Raw genomic sequence first — 21,680 nt, 5'->3', positions numbered from 1 at the left:
CTGGTTTTTTGGTCCTAGGTCCTAGGAAGCATATTCTTGCCATTCTTTACTGCGGGAAAGCTTACTTGCGCTTTTAAGCCGCCTTCACTGCGATTCGAGATACTCACTGAGCCATGGTGTTGGCTAATAATACGTTTAACAATCGCGAGTCCCAGTCCCGTGCCTTCGCTGCCACGCGCGGTGTCACCGCGAGTAAAGGGCTCGAATAGACGGCTGATTTGGTCTGGCTCAATACCAGGGCCATTATCTTCCACTGTCACCCACGCCAGTTTGTTATCAACGGTCATACCTGTCGTCACCTTAACCCAGCCATTACCGTAACGCACAGCATTGACCACTAGGTTGGTGATGGCACGTTTGATGGCAATGGGACTGCCTTCAATATCTTTGATGCGCGCCATAGGGTCAAAATCGATTTTGATCTCATAGCCGCCTTCAGACGAGACAATGTCCGAGGCAATATCATTCAAGCTAAGCGGTTCGAACGACTGAGTGTTAACCGGTTTTAGATAGTCCATAAACTGGCTGATGATTTCGTTACACTCTTCCGTGTCACTGATAATGCCTTCTGCCAAGTAGCTGTCTTCTGGCGACATCATCTCTGTGGCAAGGCGAATACGCGTCAGTGGCGTACGGATATCGTGACTGATACCAGCCATTAATAACGTGCGATCTTGTTCCAGCTCTTGAATGCCTTCGCCATTTGGTTAAAGGCTCGAGTGACTGAACGGATCTCCGACGCCCCTTTCTCTGGCAATGGCGGCGGGATTTCTCCTTGCCCCACAAGTTTCGCCGCATTCTCTAGCGCTGTTAGCGGCCTATTTTGCAAGCGAATAAACAGCCAGCCACCAGCGAGGACAAGCAGAGCCATAATTAAGCTATTGCGAAATAGCGGCGCAAAGTCTTCTTCTTGCAGCTCAGAGAGCGGGATGCGAATTAGGGAGTTTGGCAATGCGGCGACTTGCATCCATAAAATATAGCTCTCTTCACCAAGTATCAGACGAACCTCAGTCTCGGTTTCGAGTTCGTCGCTCATCTCTTCACTCATCAAATCGATCGGCAACGCTTGGCTGAACTCTTCGGCCATCGGACTATCATCAGCATGGATCGTCACACCCAATTGAGCCAATACCTGGCGGCGCATTGGCGCATCCATTTCGATCTGCCCATCGACCGCCTCCGTGTCTTCCAAGAAGAACACCAACTCATGCGCTAAGATCTTGTTGAACTGCTGCAAACTTGGCAGCAATGCATAGTTGTACACGGCGTAATAGGAGAACACTTGGCTGGCTATCAGCAGAGAGAAAAACAGCAGGATGGATTGTGTGAAGGAGCTACGAAAGCGCATAAGGTTTCCTTTGGAGCGAAGATCGAGACAGGATAATAAACAAAAAAGGCTCTGAATCCATCCAGAGCCTTATCAATCAATTATGCTTCTTTGCCGTCTGGCACGAAGACATAACCCAGACCCCACACAGTTTGAATGTAGCGAGGCTTACTCGGGTCGATTTCTAACATACGACGCAAGCGAGAAATTTGCACGTCAATAGAACGTTCCATCGCTGAATACTCACGGCCGCGAGCCATGTTCATCAGCTTATCACGCGACATCGGCTCACGTGCGTTGGTGACCAATGCTTTCAGCACCGCAAACTCACCAGACGTTAATGGCATCGCCTCTTCACCGCGGAACATCTCACGAGTACCAAGGTTTAGTCGGAAGTCACCGAACTCGACGACAGACTCTTCTTGGCTTGGCGCTCCTGGCGCTTCGATGGTTTGACGGCGCAACACCGCTTTAATACGAGCTAGCAGCTCACGCGGGTTGAACGGTTTGGGTAAGTAGTCATCTGCACCGACCTCAAGGCCGACGATACGGTCTACTTCATCGCCTTTCGCTGTCAGCATTAGAATCGGCAACATGTTGTTGGCGTTACGTAAACGACGACAAATCGACAGGCCATCTTCACCTGGTAGCATTAAATCCAATACCATCAAATGAAAGTTTTCTCGGGTTAACAGGCGGTCCATCTGCTCACTGTTAGCAACACTGCGTACTTGGAATCCTTGCTCTGATAAGTAACGCTCTAGCAACGCACGTAGACGTGCATCGTCATCAACAACTAAAATCTTGTGATTTTCTTGCATATTCGATTCCACCACTAAAAAGCAATTCACACCTTCAGCCTGCTGTCGTTAGAGGCAAACCAAAGGTTCAGCGGTAAATGTAACATTCCTTGGACAAAAGTTGTGCGCAGAATTGTTAGCGATTATTAATTATGGTCTATATTAGCTGCCTTCGTCACCATTCTGTGTGATATGGACGGTGTTTATTGTATGTTGCCAGACTTTTTGTTCTGAAACACGATTAACCAAAGCGTCATAATTCTCGCGTTCGCTAACGCTTTGTAACGCTTCGTAATAGGGTTTTCACAGCCCAAAGCGGTACTCTCATATACCCTAAGTAATGTCTCTGGACTCGATACATCAAGGAGAGGGTTATGACCATATCGTCCCAATGGGAACCACAATTTTCCCGTGACAGTTTTGCCACCGCACTTAAGCACTGGCGCAGCGTTAATGGCCTGTCTCAACTCGAACTCGTTGAAGCACTCAGTTTGTCTCATCGAGCGTTTCAAGGGGTCAACCAACCTATGCTCAGTAAATGGGAGCACGGCAATGGACAGCCCTCTCTAATGCGTCGTGCTGGCGTAGCTGCCTTTTTCCAACTGCCCTATCGCTACACCCAAGAAGAGCGTCGACTTATACAAGGGGTAGAAAAATACGATGAATTCTTTATTGGCAATGACCCCGTCTATCCTTGTTCAATCGAAAAGTTCATCAACTACTCTTGGACACAACTACCTATCTCTATCGCGAGCAAATAGAATACGCCCAGCAGCACTACCGCAATATCAGCTTTCAGGACTTAATTACTGCCATGTCTGTAAAAGAAGTGAATGTGGTGGTCGCTTTACATCAACATGCGATGGTTGGTCATATTGTCTATGGCAAAGATGCCAACGGCCAAGACTGCTTGCTTAGCTACTTAGCACAGGACAAACTGCTTCATCGTCAAGTCCATCGTCATGCTTGCCAGTTATTTGAAGGGAAAAAATCTTCGTTACTGCCATCAAGCCCTACGCGAAAACCTTGATGTCTGATATTTATATTCCTGAGAAATACCAGGTTGGCGAGCTCAGTATCTTTGAATGTGATTTAACTGCACTCGATGCCAATCCATTCTTTGAACAAATACACGATGAAGGGCGAGTGCTATCGCTATTGAGTCATCATCAGAAAGTGCAACGAGACCGCCGAGCACCTGAATTGACCTCTTAACGTTTCAATTTTGATGCGTTAGCCAGATTGAGCTTTTTTGTTTTCATGGCAATATGGTGGCGGTCATCCGCAACTCGATGGATTTATGAAAACAAACCTTATCACCCGCGAAGGGTACGACAAACTTAAAAAAGAACTCGATTTCCTCTGGCGTGAAGAGCGCCCTGAAGTCACCAAAAAGGTGACTTGGGCAGCATCGCTCGGTGATCGCTCTGAAAACGCAGACTACCAATACAACAAAAAACGCCTACGTGAGATTGACCGTCGTGTCCGCTACCTGCGCAAGCGTTTGGAGCAAGTGACTGTCGTTGACTATTCACCACAGCAAGAAGGCAAAGTCTTTTTTGGCGCTTGGGTTGAGATTGAGAATGACGATGGCGACGTAATGCAGTTCCGTATTGTCGGGCCTGATGAAATCTATGGCGGTGCAAAAGGCTATGTCTCTATTGACGCACCTATGGCTCGTGCGATTCTTAAAAAAGAAGTCGATGATGAGTTTGTGGTGAAAACACCGGAAGGGATCAAAGAGTGGTTTGTGAATCGGATTAGTTATTCGGGGTTGTAGGGTTCTGTGATCCTTTGGTCCTGTGGTCCTGTGGGAGATTGTGTGTGCTTAACACCATCAAATAAACATTCCACAGGGCCAGAGAACCATAGGTCCGCTTTTTAAATCTCTACCCCAATATTACTCATACCCTGCTCTTTCAGCTCTGCACGTAAGTCTTTAATCAGTTCGATATCACGCTCTGTGCAATCGCGTAGCGGACGGAAGATGGCCCACTGAATATCCCACTCTTCACACACAGCTTCGTTTTCTTTTTGGTTCTCATTGGTGATTTCTACACCGGTTTCGGCTTGTTCAAGCTGAGCCACGGTCGCGACAGACTGTTGACTGATCTTAAGTGTCGATTCCAGTAAGTAATCACGATCGAGCAAACCGTGCAGTAGAGTCGATAAGGCAAAACACGCATCAATCGCTGGATAGACGCCGTACATCTCGAAATCTTCCGAATTCGGAATAACCTCTTCTAGCTTCTCAAGCTGCTTTTCGAAGTTGATTTTGGCGGTTTTCACCGTCAGCAGTTCCCATACCGCATCCAAAATATTGCGGTACACGCGCGCTTCAGCAAACTCGGTTTGCTCACAGAACATAGCGAAGTTGGGGTACATACGCTCGCACAAACAGGTCATAAAAGTGATATGCTGCCAAGGCTCAAATTTTTCGATACGTACCTGAATAGGGTTCTTTAACATGGTCGCTCTGCCGTAGTGAATATAGTCTGCGGAAGTGTAACCAAACGGATAGGGAATAGCCAGAAATGACGACGCAAAAGCATCGCTTAGCACTTGTGACGGACAACAATGACCACTACCGAAAGCTCCTTGAAAGCAAACAGTTGCCAGATCTCGAAATCACTACCGAGATCGGTGGTGCAACCATCTTGTTAGCGGCACCACCAAAACTGACATCACAATTGGATGACGCTAAAGAGTTAGAATGGGTCCAGTCTACGTACGCAGGTATCGATGCGCTGCTTGGTGAGTCACTTCGCAAGGATTACAAGCTCACCAATGTGAAAGGCATTTTTGGTCAGCAGATCAGTGAATATGTTCTGGGTTACTCGATTGGCTATTTCCGACATTTCGACCTTTACCGCCAGCAGCAACAAAAACGTGATTGGCAGCCTCACACTTATCAATCGATGATCGGCAAACGCATGGTTATTTTTGGTACGGGTGCCATCGGTAGCCACTTAGCCAACACAGTGAAAGCACTTGGCATTGTTCCTATTGGTGTTAATCGTACCGGCATTCCACCAAGACAAAGTGCGTTTGCAGAAACCTACCATATCAATGAAGCGGGCAAAGCACTTGAGAGCGCAGACATCATCGTTAATACGCTTCCGAATACCCCAACCACCGATGGCCTTTTTAATGAACAATTGTTCTCTGCCTGTCGCCATGCCCTGTTTTTTAATGTCGGGCGAGGTCAAACCGTCGACGGCAATGCTCTGCTTCAAGCTCTGGAGCGAGGCCATTTGGTACATGCATTTTTGGATGTGTTTATTGATGAGCCTATCTCACAAGAGTGCCCGTATTGGAGTAATCCAAATGTGACCGTCACACCTCACATAGCGGCCATTAGCTTCCCTGAGCAGGTGGTGGATATTTTCGCAGAGAACTATCTGCGTTGGCGTGATGGGTTTCAGTTGCAGAATTTGATTGATTTTGAGCGTGGGTATTAGGGTTCTGTGGTTCGAAAAACCCATAAAACAAGCGCTGTCAACAACTTAAAACAATCAGCATTGGCCCTCCCCATAGGGCCATAGAACCGCTCTTCAACCGCTCTTATCGCGGATATTCCTCAAACATCTTATGAACCTGTTCCTGAACAAAAGCGTCTCTATCAGCAGGTTCCATCGTTTCCGTTAACTGTCGCTGTGAGACAGAGCGCCAAACGACATCATTGGTTTTTGGGTCAACCAGTTCAACGGCCAATTTGCCGAACTTCTTCTCTTTGACACGTGTTGGGGTACGAACGCCAACACCATAGCCACTGTTATAGCTGCCGGTACCAAAGCCAAAACCGAAACTGGGTCCATCCGCTCGAAGCTCGGTGCCTTCCAAAATGTCATAGCGAACCACAAGGTCTGCGCCCTGCTCTATCATCGTAAAGCCGCGGATACCGAGTTCATTGTCGACCGCTTGCTTAATACGCGCACCATCAAGGCTCAGAGGCGTAGCTTCATTTTCTTGATATTGATAAGTGTTGAACGCGGAAAAATTCACGCCGGCATTATAGTCAGTTGCGACATCAGAAGCACAGCCTGTGGCTATGAGCGCAGAGGCGAGCAAGGAGAGAAACACTTTATACATAAGGTTGCCTCGTTGAACGAAACCTAGTTAAAGCGTAGTCAAGAGGATACAAAAATGCCGCCAACTCCAATGAGGAAATGACGGCATCTCACTATTTAGACACAGTCGCTTAGATGCAGCAGCTTAGACAGTAAAGCCCGGTCAAGCGCTTGGTATATCAACACATTACTTATGGTAAGGCTTAGATAACTCGTGAACCGCCTCAACAAATACGCCCGCGTTTTCTGGCGGTACATCAAGGTGAATACCGTGGCCAAGGTTGAATACGTGACCTGTACCACCGTCGCCAAAGCCTTCTAGAATAGTCGCCACTTCTTCACGAATACGCTCAGGTTGTGCGTAAAGCATCGAGGGATCCATGTTCCTTGCAGCGCCACTTTGTCACCCACGCGAGCTTTGGCATCGGCAATGTTAATGGTCCAGTCTAGACCAACCGCATCACAGCCCGTTGCTGCGATCTGCTCTAGCCACATACCACCGTTCTTAGTGAACAAGGTCACTGGAACGCGGCGACCTTCGTTTTCACGAATCAGGCCATCGACAATCTTGTGCATGTACTGAAGTGAGAACAGGTTGTAGTCGCGAGGTGTTAATACGCCGCCCCAAGTATCAAATACCATGACAGATTGTGCACCGGCTTTGATCTGTGCATTTAGATATTCAATGACGCTGTCTGCTAGCTTATCGAGAAGGGCATGCAGGATTTGTGGCTCTGCGTACATCATCTTTTTGATCTTAGTGAATGCTTTCGAGCTACCACCTTCAACCATGTAAGTCGCCAGCGTCCATGGGCTTCCAGAGAAGCCGATAAGTGGTACATCACCGTTTAGGTCTTTACGGATCTGACGAACCGCATTCATAACGTATTTCAGCTCACCTTCTGGATCTGGAATGCCAATCTTGTCGACATCTGCTTTGCAAGTGATCGGACGCTCAAACTTAGGACCTTCACCCGCTTCAAAATACAAGCCTAGACCCATTGCATCTGGAATCGTCAAGATGTCAGAAAATAGAATGGCGGCATCTAGCGGGAAACGGCGTAGTGGCTGAAGGGTCACCTCAGACGCTAACTCTGCATTCTTACACAGTGACATGAAATCACCCGCCACAGAGCGAGTCTCACGATATTCTGGTAGATAGCGGCCAGCCTGGCGCATCATCCATACTGGTGTGTAATCTACAGGCTGCTTTAGCAACGCTCGAAGATAGCGATCGTTCTTTAATTCCGTCATTCTTTTTTCTCCAATTCGAAAGGCGTTAGTTTACCGCTATTCATTCATGGTTGGCAGCCTTAGATAACAATTCTTTTACTAAATTTTGAGGGTCATCCAGTATGCTGCGCGAACGCTCAAAAAAGAGTCACTTTGCAAAGCAGATCATATTATCAATACGCAGTTTTGAGGTGAGTTTGCCAATGGCGGGAAGGAATGTTAAAAGTTTGTTTGCTAGCGAAAATTACAATAATACTACTGAGTCTTAGGACTCAGCATCTCATAACGACATCTTACTTACCCCCTCCGCACGCGGAGGGTTTTTTTGTCATTTTTCTGCCGAAGCGGCGTCGACCGTGGCATGAATCAGCGCTCTAGCAATCGTTCCTTCCGGTGCTACTAGAGGCAGTTCCTTGGTATCAAACCACTGCGCGTCTTTAAGTTCCGTGTAATCCGGCTTGATCTCACCACTTTCGTAGTCGGCAAGAAACGCCATCATCATGCTCGATGGAAATGCCCATGGCTGACTGCCAAAATAGCGGATGTTGCCCACCTTAATTCCGGTTTCTTCTTCCACTTCACGGGCAACGCAAGTCTCGAGTGTTTCGCCCACTTCCAGAAAACCCGCAATTACCGTGTACATCCCACCCGCGTGGCGGTTGTGCTGAGCGAGCAAGATTTGCTGCCCTTTTCGAACGGCAACAATAATACATGGGAAAATGCGCGGATAATGCAGCGTTCTGCAGTCCTGACACTGCATTGCGAGCTGATTGTGGTTGAGATGGTTGCGACCTCCGCACTGAGGACAAAAACGCATAGATTGGCTCATGTAGCCATATTGAATCGCTTTCGAGAGTTGATAGAACAGCGCTTCTGGCAAGTGAAGCAGTTCGCGTAGCGATGTCAGTTCTCGCTCGCCGTCTATGTCGGCATCGTTCAGCCACATCACAGGGTGACCTTCAAACTCACCCACTTGAATCGCTTGCTCGGCAGGTAGGGAAAATTGCTCTGCTGAGCCAAACGGAACATCGCCATCTGCAAGCCAAAGCTCGTTCCCTAACACCACACACCAATAAGCTTGACGAATGGTTACTTTACTTTTTTTTAACATCATCAATCCTCTTCACTTGCAGTTCGACCATTTTACTGGCAATCTAATTTCATACCAGCTAGAAAACTCGAAATTCTAATTCTGGTAAATGAGAAACGATTTCTCTTTACTCTTTGTCATTACAAAGCGTGCAGCTGCCAATTGCAGTGCCGATCATGAGGACATGGTCATGTTAAATAAATTCAAACAAGTACAAGAACAATGGGGTGGCTCTAGCGAGGTCATCGACCACTGGCTAGAAACCAGACAAGCGCTTATTGTTGAATACTGTAAGCTCGGCTCACTTCAACCTGCTCACGCCCAATCTAACGTGGTTGAGCTTCCCTCTGCGAAAGAAATCAGCTCCTTTTGTGATCATCTCGTTGACTACATCTCCGAAGGCCACTTTAAAATCTACGACATGGTGATGGATAAGTGGAAAGCGACAGGTTTTAAGACCAACGATGATATCGATGCGACCTACGCGAAGATCGTTCTGACTACCGACCCACTGCTTGAGTTTAACGACAAGTATGTACAGGTGTCTTTTGAAGATGAGCTTCCGGGTTTCGAGGAAGATATGTCTAAAGTTGGTGAGATACTTGAGCTGCGCTTTGAAGTGGAAGATAAGCTGATTCAGCTGATTGCGGACAGTTTGGCGATTCCGCCAGGTGCGTAATAAACCACTGGATATTGTCGATTAAGACTGTACTCGAAGTGCAGTCTGAGTTTTTGCACCGAAAGATTGTCTCTAGCTGCTGTTAACTGCTCCAAGTTCTTGTCGGTTGTCCACTTTCTTACAGATACAAAAAAGGCGCCTTTCGGCGCCTTTTGTCATTTCGCTCTGCGATTACTCGTCAGAAGAGAAACCTGCGTTTAGTAGCGCAGCTAGGTTATCCGTCGCTTGTTCAGCTGATGGACCTTCTTGAGCTTCGTCACGCTTAGCTTGACGGTCTTGGTGATACGCAAAACCCGTACCCGCTGGGATCAGACGACCCACGATAACGTTCTCTTTCAGACCACGTAGGTCATCACGCTTACCAGATACCGCTGCCTCTGTTAGTACGCGCGTCGTTTCTTGGAACGATGCTGCAGAGATGAACGATTCTGTTGCTAGCGATGCCTTAGTGATACCTAGTAGGTCACGCTCGAAACGTACAAGTTCTTTGCCTTCAGCTTCTAGCTGACGGTTTGCGATCTTAACGCTTGAGTATTCAACCTGCTCGCCTGGTAGGAACTCAGAGTCACCAGCATGAGTGATAGTACACTTACGTAGCATTTGACGAACGATAGTCTCGATGTGCTTATCGTTAATCTTTACACCCTGTAGACGGTATACTTCTTGAACTTCGTTCGCGATGTATTGAGTCACAGCGTGAATACCACGTAGACGTAGAATGTCATGCGGAGTTTCTGGACCATCAGCGATGACGTCACCACGCTCTACGCGCTCACCTTCGAACACGTTTAGCTGACGATGCTTAGGAATCATCTCTTCGTAGTTATCGCCACCATCACGAGTGATGATTAGACGACGCTTACCTTTCGTCTCTTTACCGAATGATACGGTACCAGAGTGCTCAGCAAGGATTGCTGGCTCTTTTGGCTTACGAGCTTCGAATAGGTCCGCAACGCGAGGTAGACCACCGGTGATATCTTTGTTACCGCCAGATTTCTGTGGAATACGTGCTAGCGTATCACCCACACCTACTTCTGCGCCATCTTCGATGTTCACGATCGCTTTACCAGGTAGGAAGTAAAGTGCTGGCATTTCAGTGCCTGCGATCATTACGTCGTTACCTTGCTCATCAACAAGTTTGATTGCTGGACGCATATCTTTACCTGCTGCTGGGCGAGCTGCCGCTTCTGTTACTTCGCTTGAAGATAGACCTGTTAGGTCATCTGTTTGACGAGAAACAGTTACGCCGTCGATCATGTCTACGAACTGGATGCGACCTGCTACTTCAGTGATGATTGGAAGCGTGTGCGCTTCCCAGTTCGCTACTGTTTCACCAGCTTGAACTGCATCGCCGTCACCTTTAGTCAGTAGTGAACCGTAAGGAAGTTTGTGCTTCTCTTTGGTACGACCGAACTCATCGATGATCGTCATTTCTGACGCACGAGAGGTGATAACCAGTTTCTTATCTTTGTTGATAACAAACTTAGCGTTGTGAAGTTTCACAGAACCTGTGTTCTTAGCTTGGATGCTGTTCTCTGCTGCTGCAGTAGATGCCGCACCACCGATGTGGAACGTACGCATCGTAAGCTGTGTACCCGGCTCACCGATAGACTGAGCAGCGATAACGCCCACTGCTTCACCTTGGTTTACTAGGTGACCACGTGCTAGGTCACGACCGTAACACTGTGCACAACAACCGAAGTCTGCATCACAGGTAACTACTGAGCGCACTTTCATGCTGTCTACAGAGTTATCTTCCATGATCTGACACCACTTCTCATCAATCAGAGTATTACGTGGGATCAGAACTTCTTCAGTACCTGGCTTAAGAACGTCTTCAGCAACTACACGACCTAGCGCAAGCTCAGAAAGTGCAACTTTAACGTCACCACCTTCGATGTGCGGAGTCATTAGGATACCTTCGTGCGTACCACAGTCGTGCTCGTGAACGACTACGTCCTGAGCAACGTCTACTAGACGACGAGTTAGGTAACCCGAGTTCGCTGTTTTCAGTGCCGTATCCGCAAGACCCTTACGAGCACCGTGCGTTGAGATAAAGTACTGAAGTACGTTTAGACCTTCTTTAAAGTTCGCGGTGATTGGCGTCTCGATGATTGAACCATCTGGACGTGCCATCAGACCACGCATACCAGCAAGCTGACGAATCTGAGCTGCAGAACCACGAGCGCCCGAGTCAGCCATCATGTAGATGCTGTTGAACGACTCTTGTTGCTCTTCTTCACCGTCACGGTTGATAACCGTTTCAGATGATAGGTTGTCCATCATCGCTTTCGCTACGCGATCGTTGGTCGATGCCCAAATATCGATCACTTTGTTGTAGCGCTCACCCGCTGTTACAAGACCAGATTGGAACTGATCCTGGATTTCGCGAACTTCTTCTTCTGCTGATTCGATCTCGTCGTACTTCGCTTGAGGTACAACCATGTCATCGATACCAACAGATACACCTGAAAGTGCTGCGTAAGCAAAACCAGCGTACATAACTTGGTCAGCGAAGATTACAGTGTCTTTTAGACCCAGCTTACGGTAAGCCTCGTTCAGTAGGTTAGAGATTTGCTTCTTACCTAGCTTTTGGTTTACCAAGCTGAATGGAAGACCTGCTGGCACGATTTGCCATAGCATTGCACGACCGATAGTGGTATCCACCATCTTAGTCTCAGTTGTGCTGTTGCCGTCTTCGTCAACGACCGTTTCAGTGATACGTACTTTTACGCGAGCGTGTAGCTCTGCGCTCTTAGTACGGTATGCCTTCTCAGCCTCTTCAGGGCCAGCAAGGTACATACCTTCACCTTTCACGTTGATCTTGTCACGTGTCATGTAGTACAGACCCAATACAACGTCCTGAGAAGGTACGATGATCGGATCACCTGATGCTGGCGACAGAATGTTGTTTGTCGACATCATCAGAGTACGAGCTTCAAGCTGTGCTTCTAGAGTTAGAGGCACGTGAACCGCCATTTGGTCACCATCGAAGTCCGCGTTGTACGCCGCACACACTAGTGGGTGTAGCTGGATCGCTTTACCTTCGATTAGTACTGGTTCGAACGCCTGGATACCAAGACGGTGAAGTGTTGGTGCACGGTTCAATAGTACTGGGTGTTCGCGGATTACTTCGTCTAGGATATCCCAAACGATCGCTTCTTCGCGCTCTACCATCTTCTTAGCTGCTTTGATTGTCGTCGCCATGCCACGAGTTTCTAGCTTGCTGTAGATAAATGGTTTGAATAGCTCTAGTGCCATCTTCTTAGGAAGACCACACTGGTGCAGACGAAGGTATGGACCTACTGTGATTACAGAACGGCCAGAGTAGTCTACACGCTTACCTAGTAGGTTCTGACGGAAACGACCTTGTTTACCCTTGATCATATCAGCAAGAGATTTCAGAGGACGCTTGTTCGAACCTGTGATCGCACGACCGCGACGACCGTTATCTAGAAGGGCATCAACAGACTCTTGCAGCATACGCTTTTCGTTACGTACGATGATGTCCGGAGCCGCTAGCTCTAGAAGACGCTTCAAACGGTTGTTACGGTTGATTACGCGACGGTATAGGTCGTTCAGATCAGACGTTGCGAAACGGCCTCCATCTAGTGGTACTAGAGGACGTAGATCTGGCGGAAGTACCGGAAGCACAGTTAGGATCATCCACTCAGGGTTGTTACCTGATTGAATAAACGCTTCAACTAGCTTCAGACGCTTAGTGATTTTCTTACGCTTAGTTTCTGAGTTTGTAGACTCAAGCTCTTCGCGCATCATCTCTGCTTCAGCGTGCATGTCCATAGTAGACAGCAGATCTTTGATCGCTTCTGCACCCATCTTAGCAGTGAACTCATCACCCCATTCTTCTAGACGATCAAGATACTCTTCTTCAGTAAGCATCTGTGATTTTTCTAGATCCGTCATACCCGGCTCTGTTACTACGTACATTTCGAAGTAAAGAACGCGCTCGATATCACGTAGTGGGATGTCCATTAGCAAACCGATACGAGATGGTAGCGATTTTAGGAACCAGATGTGAGCTACTGGAGACGCAAGCTCGATGTGGCCCATGCGGTCACGACGAACTTTAGTTTGTGTAACTTCTACACCACACTTCTCACAGATAACACCACGGTGCTTCAGACGCTTATATTTGCCACAAAGACATTCGTAGTCTTTAACTGGACCAAAGATACGCGCACAGAACAGACCATCGCGCTCAGGCTTGAACGTACGATAGTTGATAGTTTCTGGTTTTTTAACTTCACCAAAAGACCATGAACGGATCATGTCAGGTGAAGATAGACCGATTTTGATTGCATCAAATTCTTCGGTCTTATGCTGTGCTTTTAGAAAGTTTAATAAGTCTTTCACAATCAGCTCCTGTAAGGAGTTTAAAAAGGAACCCGCTAGGTCAGCAAACCTGTGCGAGCCCCTTTTCTACCAGATAATCCAGAGGGATTATTCGTCTTCTAGCTCGATGTTGATACCTAGCGAGCGGATCTCTTTCAACAGTACGTTGAACGATTCTGGCATGCCAGGTTCCATGCTGTGGTTACCATCGACGATGTTTTTGTACATCTTCGTACGGCCGTTAACGTCATCAGACTTAACCGTTAGCATTTCTTGAAGCGTATATGCAGCACCGTATGCTTCTAGTGCCCATACTTCCATCTCACCGAAACGCTGACCACCGAACTGAGCTTTACCACCAAGTGGTTGCTGAGTTACTAGGCTGTACGAACCAGTTGAACGAGCGTGCATCTTGTCATCAACAAGGTGGTTTAGTTTCAGCATGTACATGTAACCTACCGTTACAGGACGCTCAAACGCATCACCAGTACGACCGTCAAACAGAGTTAGCTGACCAGATTCTGGTAGGTCACCCAGTTTTAGAAGTTCTTTAATAGACTTCTCAGACGCACCGTCAAAGACAGGTGTAGCAATCGGTAGACCGCCACGTAGGTTCTTAACCAGAGTACGTACTTCGTCATCAGACAGTGATGCAATATCAACGTTCTGACGAGTACCACCTAGATCGTAAACCTTCTGCAGGAATTCGCGGAACTTCGCTAGCTCTTGCTGCTCTTTCACCATCTGGTTGATCTTGTCACCGATACCTTTCGCTGCCAGACCTAAGTGAACCTCAAGGATCTGACCGATGTTCATACGCGAAGGTACACCCAGTGGGTTAAGTACGATGTCGACAGGCTGACCTTTCTCATCGTAAGGCATGTCTTCAACAGGGTTGATCTTAGAGATTACACCCTTGTTACCGTGACGACCCGCCATCTTATCACCAGGCTGGATACGACGTTTAACCGCTAGGTAAACTTTAACAATCTTAAGAACGCCAGGCGCTAGATCATCACCTTGAGTGATCTTACGACGCTTAGTTTCAAACTTCTTATCGAAGTCTGCTTTAAGCTCGTCGTACTGCTCTGCAAGTTGCTCAAGTTGAGTTTGCATTGCATCGTCTTCTAGCGTTAGCTCTAGCCACTTCTTACGATCGATAGTATCTAGTTTAGCGTCAGAGTAACCACCTTGAAGTAGTACAGCTTTCACACGGTTTAGAAGGCCACCCTCAAGAATCTGGAATTCTTCAGTTAGGTCTTTCTTCGCTTCTTTCAGCTGCATTTGCTCAATTTCTAGAGCACGCTTGTCTTTCTCTACGCCATCGCGAGTGAAGACTTGAACGTCAATGATGGTACCTGAAATAGAGTTAGGTACACGTAGTGACGTATCTTTAACGTCAGATGCTTTTTCACCGAAGATCGCACGTAGTAGCTTCTCTTCTGGAGTCAGCTGAGTTTCACCTTTAGGCGTTACTTTACCAACTAGGATGTCACCACCCTTAACTTCAGCACCGATGTAAACGATACCTGACTCGTCTAGTTTAGACAGAGCAGACTCACCTACGTTTGGAATATCCGCTGTGATCTCTTCAGAGCCCAGCTTAGTATCACGTGCCACACAAGATAGTTCTTGGATGTGGATAGTCGTGAAGCGGTCTTCTTGAACTACGCGCTCAGATACTAAGATCGAGTCTTCGAAGTTGTAACCGTTCCAAGGCATGAACGCGATACGCATGTTTTGACCAAGCGCTAGCTCACCAAGGTCTGTTGAAGGACCATCAGCAAGAACGTCACCGCGTGCTACTGGCTCGCCAGGTAGTACGGTTGGGCGCTGGTTAATACAAGTGTTCTGGTTCGAACGCGTGTACTTAGTCAGGTTGTAGATATCGATACCTGCTTCGCCAGGGATCAGCTCGTCTTCGTTAACTTTGATAACGATACGAGAGGCATCTACAGACTGAACTGTACCGCCACGCTTAGCTACTGCTGTTACACCAGAGTCAACCGCTACGTTGCGCTCGATACCAGTACCAACTAGAGGCTTGTCAGCCTTAAGTGTTGGAACAGCCTGACGTTGCATGTTCGCACCCATCAATGCACGGTTCGCATCATCGTGTTCTAGGAACGGGATAAGCGATGCAGCGATAGATACTACTTGGTTTGTTGCAACGTCCATGTAGTTAACATGGTCGCGTGGGTGAAGACCAGATTCACCTTTTTGACGTGCTGTGATTAGCTCGTCAGCAAACGTACCTTCTTCAGTTAGCGCAGCGTTAGCCTGAGCGATAACGAATTGGCCTTCTTCGATTGCTGATAGGTAATCAACTTCGTCAGTGACTACACCATCAACAACGCGGCGGTACGGAGTTTCTAGGAAACCGTACTCGTTACAGCGCGCGAAAGCTGATAGAGAGTTAATTAGACCGATGTTCGGACCTTCAGGTGTTTCGATAGGACATAGACGACCGTAGTGAGTTACGTGTACGTCACGTACTTCGAAGCCAGCACGCTCACGAGTTAGACCACCAGGACCCAATGCAGAGATACGACGCTTGTGCGTAACTTCTGAAAGCGGGTTGTTCTGATCCATAAACTGAGATAGCTGTGAAGAACCGAAGAATTCTTTAACTGCCGCAGAGATAGGCTTCGCGTTGATTAGGTCTTGAGGCATGATTGCATCAAGGTCACCTAGACTCAAACGCTCTTTCACTGCACGCTCAACACGTACAAGACCAACACGGAATTGGTTCTCAGCCATTTCACCTACAGAACGGATACGACGGTTACCTAGGTGGTCGATATCATCGACTTCACCGATACCGTTACGGATCGCGATAAGCTTCTTCATCACTTCGATGATATCAGTCTCATCCAGCGTACCCTGTTCTAGAGCATCTTCACGCATGATAGAGCTGTTGAACTTCATACGACCAACGGTCGATAGGTCATAACGCTCTTCAGAGAAGAATAGGCTTTCGAATAGTGCTTCTGCAGCTTCTTTTGTTGGCGGCTCACCAGGGCGCATCATGCGGTAGATTTCTACCAATGCAGAGATGCGGTCTACCGTGCTGTCGACACGAATGGTGTCAGACATGAACGGACCATGGTCTAGATCGTTCGTAAATAGAACTTCTAGTTTCTTAACGCCTGCCTGAGATAGGTTCGCTAGTGCTTCTAGGCTGATCTCTTGGTTTGCACCAACGATGATCTCACCTGTCGCTTCATTGATGTAGTCTTGAGAAGCTACTTTACCTACGATGTACTCGACAGGTACTTCAATGAACTCAACGCCATCTTTTTCTAGTTGGCGGATGTGACGAGCAGTAACGCGACGACCAGTCTCAACATAAGTTTTGCCGTTTGCTTCGATATCGAAAGAAGCAGTCTCACCACGTAGACGCTCAGGAACCAACTCCATAAGTAGAGTTTGATCCTTAACTTCGAAGTTTACTTTTTCGAAGAAGATATCGAGGATTTCTTGCGTAGACTTACCTAGTGCACGAAGAATGATCGATGCTGGTAGTTTACGACGACGGTCGATACGAACGTACAGGTTATCTTTCGGGTCAAACTCGAAGTCGAGCCATGAACCACGGTAAGGAATAACACGTGCGTTATAAAGAACTTTACCTGAAGAGTGAGTCTTACCCTTATCGCTGTCGAAGAACACGCCTGGGCTTCGGTGCAGCTGGGATACGATAACCCTCTCGGTACCATTGATTACGAAGGTACCATTGTCTGTCATAAGCGGAATTTCGCCCATGTAGACTTCTTGTTCTTTAATGTCTTTTACGGTACCTGCTGGTGCGTCTTTATCAAAGATAACTAGACGTAGTTTTACGCGTAGTGGCTTTGAATACGTAACGCCACGAATTTGACATTCTTTAACGTCAAATACTGGCTCACCAAGACGGTAGCTAACGTATTGCAGCTCAGAGTTGCCGTTATAGCTCTGAATTGGGAATACAGAACGAAACGCAGCTTCAAGTCCGTATTGACCCTCTGGATCCTGTTCAATGAATTTGTCGAACGAATCAAGCTGGATCGATAGCAGGTATGGAATGTCCAAAACTTGTGGACGAGTACCAAAGTCCTTACGGATGCGCTTTTTCTCGGTATAAGAGTAAACCATGGGGTTCCTCAGCTCGCTGATAAGTGACCCAAACTGCCCTTCCATCCTAGTTACTTAAGGTGGAGTATGGGGCAGTGACTAACAACTGTTTACTGTAGTGACGTTGACTCTAGCGTCGAGACAACGTTTTTTGCTTGGTGCATAGACGCTTAAACAGCGGGAAAATTCATCTATGCCCTACAGCGCAAAAAGGCCGGTGGTCAATAAACCACCAGCCATTAGCCTATTCGGCTAAGAAATTAAGCAATAATTACTTAACTTCAACAGAAGCACCAGCTTCTTCTAGCTGAGCTTTAAGAGCTTCAGCTTCAGCTTTGTCAACGCCTTCTTTTAGAGGTGCTGGAGCTGAGTCTACAAGACCTTTAGCTTCTTTAAGGCCTAGACCTGTTGCGCCACGTACCGCTTTGATAACAGCAACTTTGTTACCGCCAGCAGCAGTTAGGATTACGTCGAATTCAGTTTGCTCAGCAGCAGCTTCGCCACCAGCAGCACCGCCAGCTACAACAGCAGCTGCAGCAGATACGCCGAATTTCTCTTCCATAGCTTCGATAAGCTCAACAACTTGCATTACAGACATTTCTGCAACTGCGTCTAGGATTTGCTCGTTAGTAATAGACATAACAATTCTCTTTTAAGTCAACAATAAGTTTATTTTGCAACCAGTAAAAAGCAAGCTGATTAAGCAGCTTCTTCTTGCTTCTGGTCGCGTAGTGCAGCGATAGTACGTACCAGCTTGCCTGCAGAAGCTTCTTTCATGCACATCATTAGGCGTGCAATAGCTTCGTCGTAAGTTGGTAGTGTCGCTAGTACTTCAGCATCAGTAACCGCGCCTTCAAATGCAGCAGCTTTGATCTCGAATTCTTTGTTCTCTTTAGCGAAGTCTTTGAAAAGACGCGCTGCAGCACCTGGGTGCTCGTTAGAGAATGCGATTAGAGTAGGACCTGTGAAAGTGTCAGTTAGACACTCATAGTCAGTACCCTGAACCGCACGGCGTGCTAGAGTGTTACGCACAACTTTCAGGTAAACGCCCGCTTCACGCGCTTGTTTACGTAGAGAAGTCATTGCGCCAACTTCAACGCCACGAGAGTCAGCTACAACTGCAGAAAGTGCACCACTGGCTGCTTCGTTGACTTCAGCAACAATTGCTTTTTTGTCTTGAAGGTTTAAAGCCATCTTGGATTTACTCCTGGTTGTTTTTACACCACCCGAAATCTTCGCGATTTTGGGAGTTCATACGGTGCTTTCCAGAAGAAAGATAAACGTTACGCTCAACTTCCTTTCTATCTGGCACCATCTACGTAGGTAGTATTAAGTTCTTTACAGAACGCCTACGGTCTTGGATGGAGACTCAAATCACTAAGATTTCAGCCTCAACCACAAATTTTGATAGGCGCAAAATTATACAAGAATTTCGCGCCTATGCAAGCAATTAAGCTTGAGTGTTTAGTGTAGATTGATCTACAGAAACACCAGCACCCATAGTAGTAGAGATGCTTACTTTCTTCAGGAAAGTACCTTTCGCTGAAGATGGCTTCGCTTTCTTAAGCGCAACTAGTAGAGCTTCTAGGTTCTCTTGTAGTTGGTTAGCTTCGAAAGACACTTTACCGATGGTAGTGTGTACGATGCCGTTCTTGTCGTTACGGTAACGAACCTGACCAGCTTTAGCGTTCTTAACTGCTTCAGCAACGTTAGGAGTTACAGTACCAACTTTCGGGTTTGGCATAAGACCGCGAGGACCTAGGATAGTACCTAGTTGACCAACAACACGCATTGCATCTGGAGAAGCAACAACTACGTCGAAGTTCATTTCGCCTTTCTTAACTTGCTCAGCAAGATCTTCCATACCTACGATGTCTGCGCCAGCTTCTTTAGCTGCTTCAGCGTTTGCACCTTGAGTGAACACTGCAACGCGGATTTCGCGGCCAGTACCGTGAGGTAGTACAGTTGCACCACGTACGTTCTGGTCAGATTTACGAGCATCGATGCCTAGGTTAACAGCAACGTCTACAGACTCAACGAATTTAGCAGTCGCTAGTTCTTTAAGAAGAGCTACAGCTTCGTTGATTTCGTATTCTTTAGTTACGTCAACTTTTTCGCGGATAACGCGCATACGCTTAGTAAGTTTTGCCATGATCTTAACCCTCTACCACTAGGCCCATTGAACGAGCAGTACCCGCAATAGAACGCTTCATCGCTTCAATGTCAGCACCAGTCATATCAGCAGCTTTAGTTTCTGCGATTTCTTGGATTTGAGCGTCAGTCACTGTACCCACTTTTTCAGTGTTAGGACGACCTGAACCAGACTTAACGCCAGCAGCTTTCTTAAGAAGAACAGCAGCAGGTGGAGTCTTAGTTACGAACGTGAAAGAACGGTCGTTGTAAACAGTGATTACTACTGGAGTCGGTAGACCTTTCTCAATAGATTCTGTTTTTGCGTTGAACGCTTTACAGAATTCCATGATGTTCACACCGTGTTGACCTAGAGCAGGACCAACCGGTGGACTTGGGTTTGCCATACCAGCTGCAACTTGCAGTTTGATATAAGCTTCAACTTTCTTAGCCATGATATTTCCTAATTTTGGGTTCAAGCGCTATCCGAATGGGAAAGCTCCCCGTGTTTTGAAAAAACTTTCTACAGTCATTACTGTAAAAAGGCGCGAAATTATAAGCATAATTCGCGCCTTTAACAACCCTAAAATGGTGTTTTTTTATACTGTCATTTTTAAAGGCCTAAGCCATTAAAAATTCGGTATTAATCAAGTTTGTCAACTTGACCAAAGTCGAGCTCAACCGGTGTTGCACGACCAAAGATCGATACAGACACTTTCAAGCGGCTCTTCTCATAATCCACTTCTTCAACCGTACCGTTGAAGTCAGCAAACGGACCTTCGTTAACACGTACCACTTCACCCGCTTCGAACATGGTTCTTGGACGAGGCGCTTCGCTAGCTTTCTCTAGACGATTAAGGATAGCGTCAGCTTCTTTATCTGTGATAGGTGCTGGACGGTCAGAGGTACCACCAATGAAGCCCATGACACGCGGTACACTACGTACTAGGTGCCAAGACTCATCGTTCATGATCATCTGAACAAGAACGTAGCCTGGGAAGAACTTACGCTCGCTTTTACGGCGTTGGCCTGCGCGCATTTCCACAACTTCTTCAGTCGGTACTAGCACTTCACCAAAGTACTCTTCCATTGCGTGCATTTTGATATGTTCGCGAAGAGACTGAGCCACACGTCCTTCAAAACCTGAGAAGGCTTGAACAACGTACCAGCGTTTTTTCGGAGCTTCACTCATGAATTAACACCCTCTATAACCCGGTTATGAACGCAACAAGACGGACCATAATGCCGTCGATACCCCATAACGCAAGCGCCATTACAATACTTACTGCAAGGACAATCAGCGTAGTTTGCATCGTTTCTTGGCGTGTTGGCCAAACCACTTTGCGAACTTCTACGCGCGCTTCACGTGCGAACGTGATAGCTGCCTTACCTTTTGTTGTTGTAGCTGCAACACCAAGTGCCGCGGCAATCAATACAACCACACCTGCAGCGCGAAGAACTACAGACAGCTCTCCGTACAGGTAATTACCCACAACAGCGGCGGCTAGCAGCGCAAAAGCGACGATCCACTTAATTACATCTGCTGCATTTGAGCTATCAGGAGTTTCAGCGTTTGCTTTCATAAAACCAACCTGTGACAAGTCTTAACTAGACGACAACAACCCCGCTGCTGCAGGGCTTATTCCTTTAATGTTGGTAAAATTTGAGTCAAACCAACATATTATGCAAAGGCTCAGGTAGAAATCGCTTTCCAACTCAACCCTTATAAATCCTTTATTCATTCACTCTTTGAGCAGTCATTGAGTGAATTATGCGCCCCTATAAATAGTAGCGCAGAAAAAGGGCATCAAATGATGCCCTTTTTAGCATTGCTTAGTCAAATCTTATTCAAAGATTTTCCCAGAGCTTGCGACAATTCTAAGAA

At 47.1% G+C, this 21,680-nt stretch carries 18 protein-coding genes and 2 pseudogenes; 6 read left to right on the top strand and 14 right to left on the bottom strand.

Annotation, left to right across the window (positions count from 1 at the left end; all coding sequences use genetic code 11):
* Positions 1-14 precede the first annotated feature (14 nt).
* Positions 15-1,348: pseudogene (gene envZ / locus TZ48_RS08315) on the bottom strand (two-component system sensor histidine kinase EnvZ).
* Between the two features lie 80 nt (positions 1,349-1,428).
* Positions 1,429-2,148: an osmolarity response regulator transcription factor OmpR gene (ompR, locus tag TZ48_RS08310; protein WP_006071277.1), complete on the bottom strand. Its 720-nt coding sequence runs from the start codon at positions 2,146-2,148 to the stop codon at positions 1,429-1,431.
* Positions 2,149-2,501: 353 nt separating this feature from the next.
* Here ompR and TZ48_RS08305 point away from each other — a divergent pair, with 353 nt between their 5' ends.
* The 4 genes from TZ48_RS08305 (at position 2,502) to greB (ending at position 3,907) form a co-directional block, all read left to right on the top strand.
* Positions 2,502-2,888 (top strand): helix-turn-helix domain-containing protein, encoded by a 387-nt coding sequence (locus TZ48_RS08305; RefSeq protein ID WP_112478827.1) that lies wholly within the window; start codon positions 2,502-2,504, stop codon positions 2,886-2,888.
* Positions 2,852-3,157 (top strand): hypothetical protein, encoded by a 306-nt coding sequence (locus TZ48_RS08300; protein WP_162674521.1) that lies wholly within the window; start codon positions 2,852-2,854, stop codon positions 3,155-3,157. The genes TZ48_RS08305 and TZ48_RS08300 overlap by 37 nt, the downstream gene beginning before the upstream one ends.
* Entirely contained in the window at positions 3,157-3,342 is a 186-nt protein-coding gene (locus tag TZ48_RS08295; RefSeq protein ID WP_112478825.1) for a hypothetical protein, read from the top strand. The genes TZ48_RS08300 and TZ48_RS08295 overlap by 1 nt, the downstream gene beginning before the upstream one ends.
* An 85-nt stretch (positions 3,343-3,427) precedes the next feature.
* Entirely contained in the window at positions 3,428-3,907 is a 480-nt protein-coding gene (gene greB, locus TZ48_RS08290; RefSeq protein ID WP_042503205.1) for a transcription elongation factor GreB, read from the top strand.
* A gap of 101 nt (positions 3,908-4,008) precedes the next feature.
* Here the strand turns inward: greB and TZ48_RS08285 are convergent, their stop codons facing one another.
* On the bottom strand, positions 4,009-4,596 hold the full coding sequence (locus TZ48_RS08285) for a YjaG family protein (RefSeq protein WP_112478824.1): 588 nt from the start codon (positions 4,594-4,596) through the stop codon (positions 4,009-4,011).
* Between the two features lie 65 nt (positions 4,597-4,661).
* On the opposite strand from TZ48_RS08285, the gene TZ48_RS08280 reads away from it, so the two are divergent.
* Positions 4,662-5,588 (top strand): D-2-hydroxyacid dehydrogenase, encoded by a 927-nt coding sequence (locus TZ48_RS08280; protein ID WP_112478823.1) that lies wholly within the window; start codon positions 4,662-4,664, stop codon positions 5,586-5,588.
* Between the two features lie 103 nt (positions 5,589-5,691).
* Here the strand turns inward: TZ48_RS08280 and TZ48_RS08275 are convergent, their stop codons facing one another.
* From TZ48_RS08275 to nudC, 3 genes and pseudogenes are all read right to left on the bottom strand, one after another.
* Entirely contained in the window at positions 5,692-6,219 is a 528-nt protein-coding gene (locus TZ48_RS08275; protein WP_112478822.1) for a DUF4136 domain-containing protein, read from the bottom strand.
* A 165-nt stretch (positions 6,220-6,384) separates the two neighbouring features.
* Positions 6,385-7,451 (bottom strand): annotated as a pseudogene (gene hemE, locus TZ48_RS08270) (uroporphyrinogen decarboxylase).
* Positions 7,452-7,758: 307 nt separating this feature from the next.
* Positions 7,759-8,541, bottom strand: coding sequence for an NAD(+) diphosphatase (nudC, locus tag TZ48_RS08265; protein WP_112478833.1), 783 nt, complete (start codon positions 8,539-8,541; stop codon positions 7,759-7,761).
* 163 nt (positions 8,542-8,704) lie between these two features.
* Between nudC and rsd the strand changes: the two genes are divergently transcribed.
* On the top strand, positions 8,705-9,199 hold the full coding sequence (gene rsd / locus TZ48_RS08260; protein WP_112478832.1) for a sigma D regulator: 495 nt from the start codon (positions 8,705-8,707) through the stop codon (positions 9,197-9,199).
* 171 nt (positions 9,200-9,370) lie between these two features.
* Here rsd and rpoC read toward each other — a convergent pair whose 3' ends face one another.
* The 8 genes from rpoC to secE form a co-directional block, all read right to left on the bottom strand.
* Entirely contained in the window at positions 9,371-13,573 is a 4,203-nt protein-coding gene (gene rpoC / locus TZ48_RS08255; RefSeq protein WP_112478821.1) for a DNA-directed RNA polymerase subunit beta', read from the bottom strand.
* An 87-nt stretch (positions 13,574-13,660) separates the two neighbouring features.
* Positions 13,661-17,686, bottom strand: a complete 4,026-nt coding sequence (gene rpoB, locus TZ48_RS08250; protein WP_112478831.1) for a DNA-directed RNA polymerase subunit beta — start codon at positions 17,684-17,686, stop codon at positions 13,661-13,663.
* A 250-nt stretch (positions 17,687-17,936) separates the two neighbouring features.
* On the bottom strand, positions 17,937-18,305 hold the full coding sequence (gene rplL / locus TZ48_RS08245; RefSeq protein ID WP_031493851.1) for a 50S ribosomal protein L7/L12: 369 nt from the start codon (positions 18,303-18,305) through the stop codon (positions 17,937-17,939).
* A 59-nt stretch (positions 18,306-18,364) separates the two neighbouring features.
* Positions 18,365-18,859, bottom strand: a complete 495-nt coding sequence (gene rplJ / locus TZ48_RS08240) for a 50S ribosomal protein L10 (RefSeq protein ID WP_096995134.1) — start codon at positions 18,857-18,859, stop codon at positions 18,365-18,367.
* 256 nt (positions 18,860-19,115) lie between these two features.
* Complete coding sequence (gene rplA / locus TZ48_RS08235) at positions 19,116-19,817, bottom strand: 50S ribosomal protein L1 (protein WP_042503215.1); 702 nt, start codon at positions 19,815-19,817, stop codon at positions 19,116-19,118.
* Positions 19,818-19,821: 4 nt separating this feature from the next.
* Entirely contained in the window at positions 19,822-20,250 is a 429-nt protein-coding gene (gene rplK, locus TZ48_RS08230) for a 50S ribosomal protein L11 (RefSeq protein ID WP_008078231.1), read from the bottom strand.
* Positions 20,251-20,438: 188 nt separating this feature from the next.
* Positions 20,439-20,987: a transcription termination/antitermination protein NusG gene (gene nusG, locus TZ48_RS08225; protein WP_042503218.1), complete on the bottom strand. Its 549-nt coding sequence runs from the start codon at positions 20,985-20,987 to the stop codon at positions 20,439-20,441.
* Positions 20,988-21,000: 13 nt separating this feature from the next.
* Positions 21,001-21,378, bottom strand: a complete 378-nt coding sequence (gene secE / locus TZ48_RS08220; RefSeq protein ID WP_042478967.1) for a preprotein translocase subunit SecE — start codon at positions 21,376-21,378, stop codon at positions 21,001-21,003.
* Positions 21,379-21,680: the final 302 nt, after the last annotated feature.

The sequence above is a fragment of the Vibrio variabilis genome, from assembly GCF_003263785.1.
Classification (GTDB): domain Bacteria; phylum Pseudomonadota; class Gammaproteobacteria; order Enterobacterales; family Vibrionaceae; genus Vibrio; species Vibrio variabilis.
Note: the sequence above shows the minus strand (reverse complement) of the source record. Positions and strands in the feature narration are given on the sequence as shown.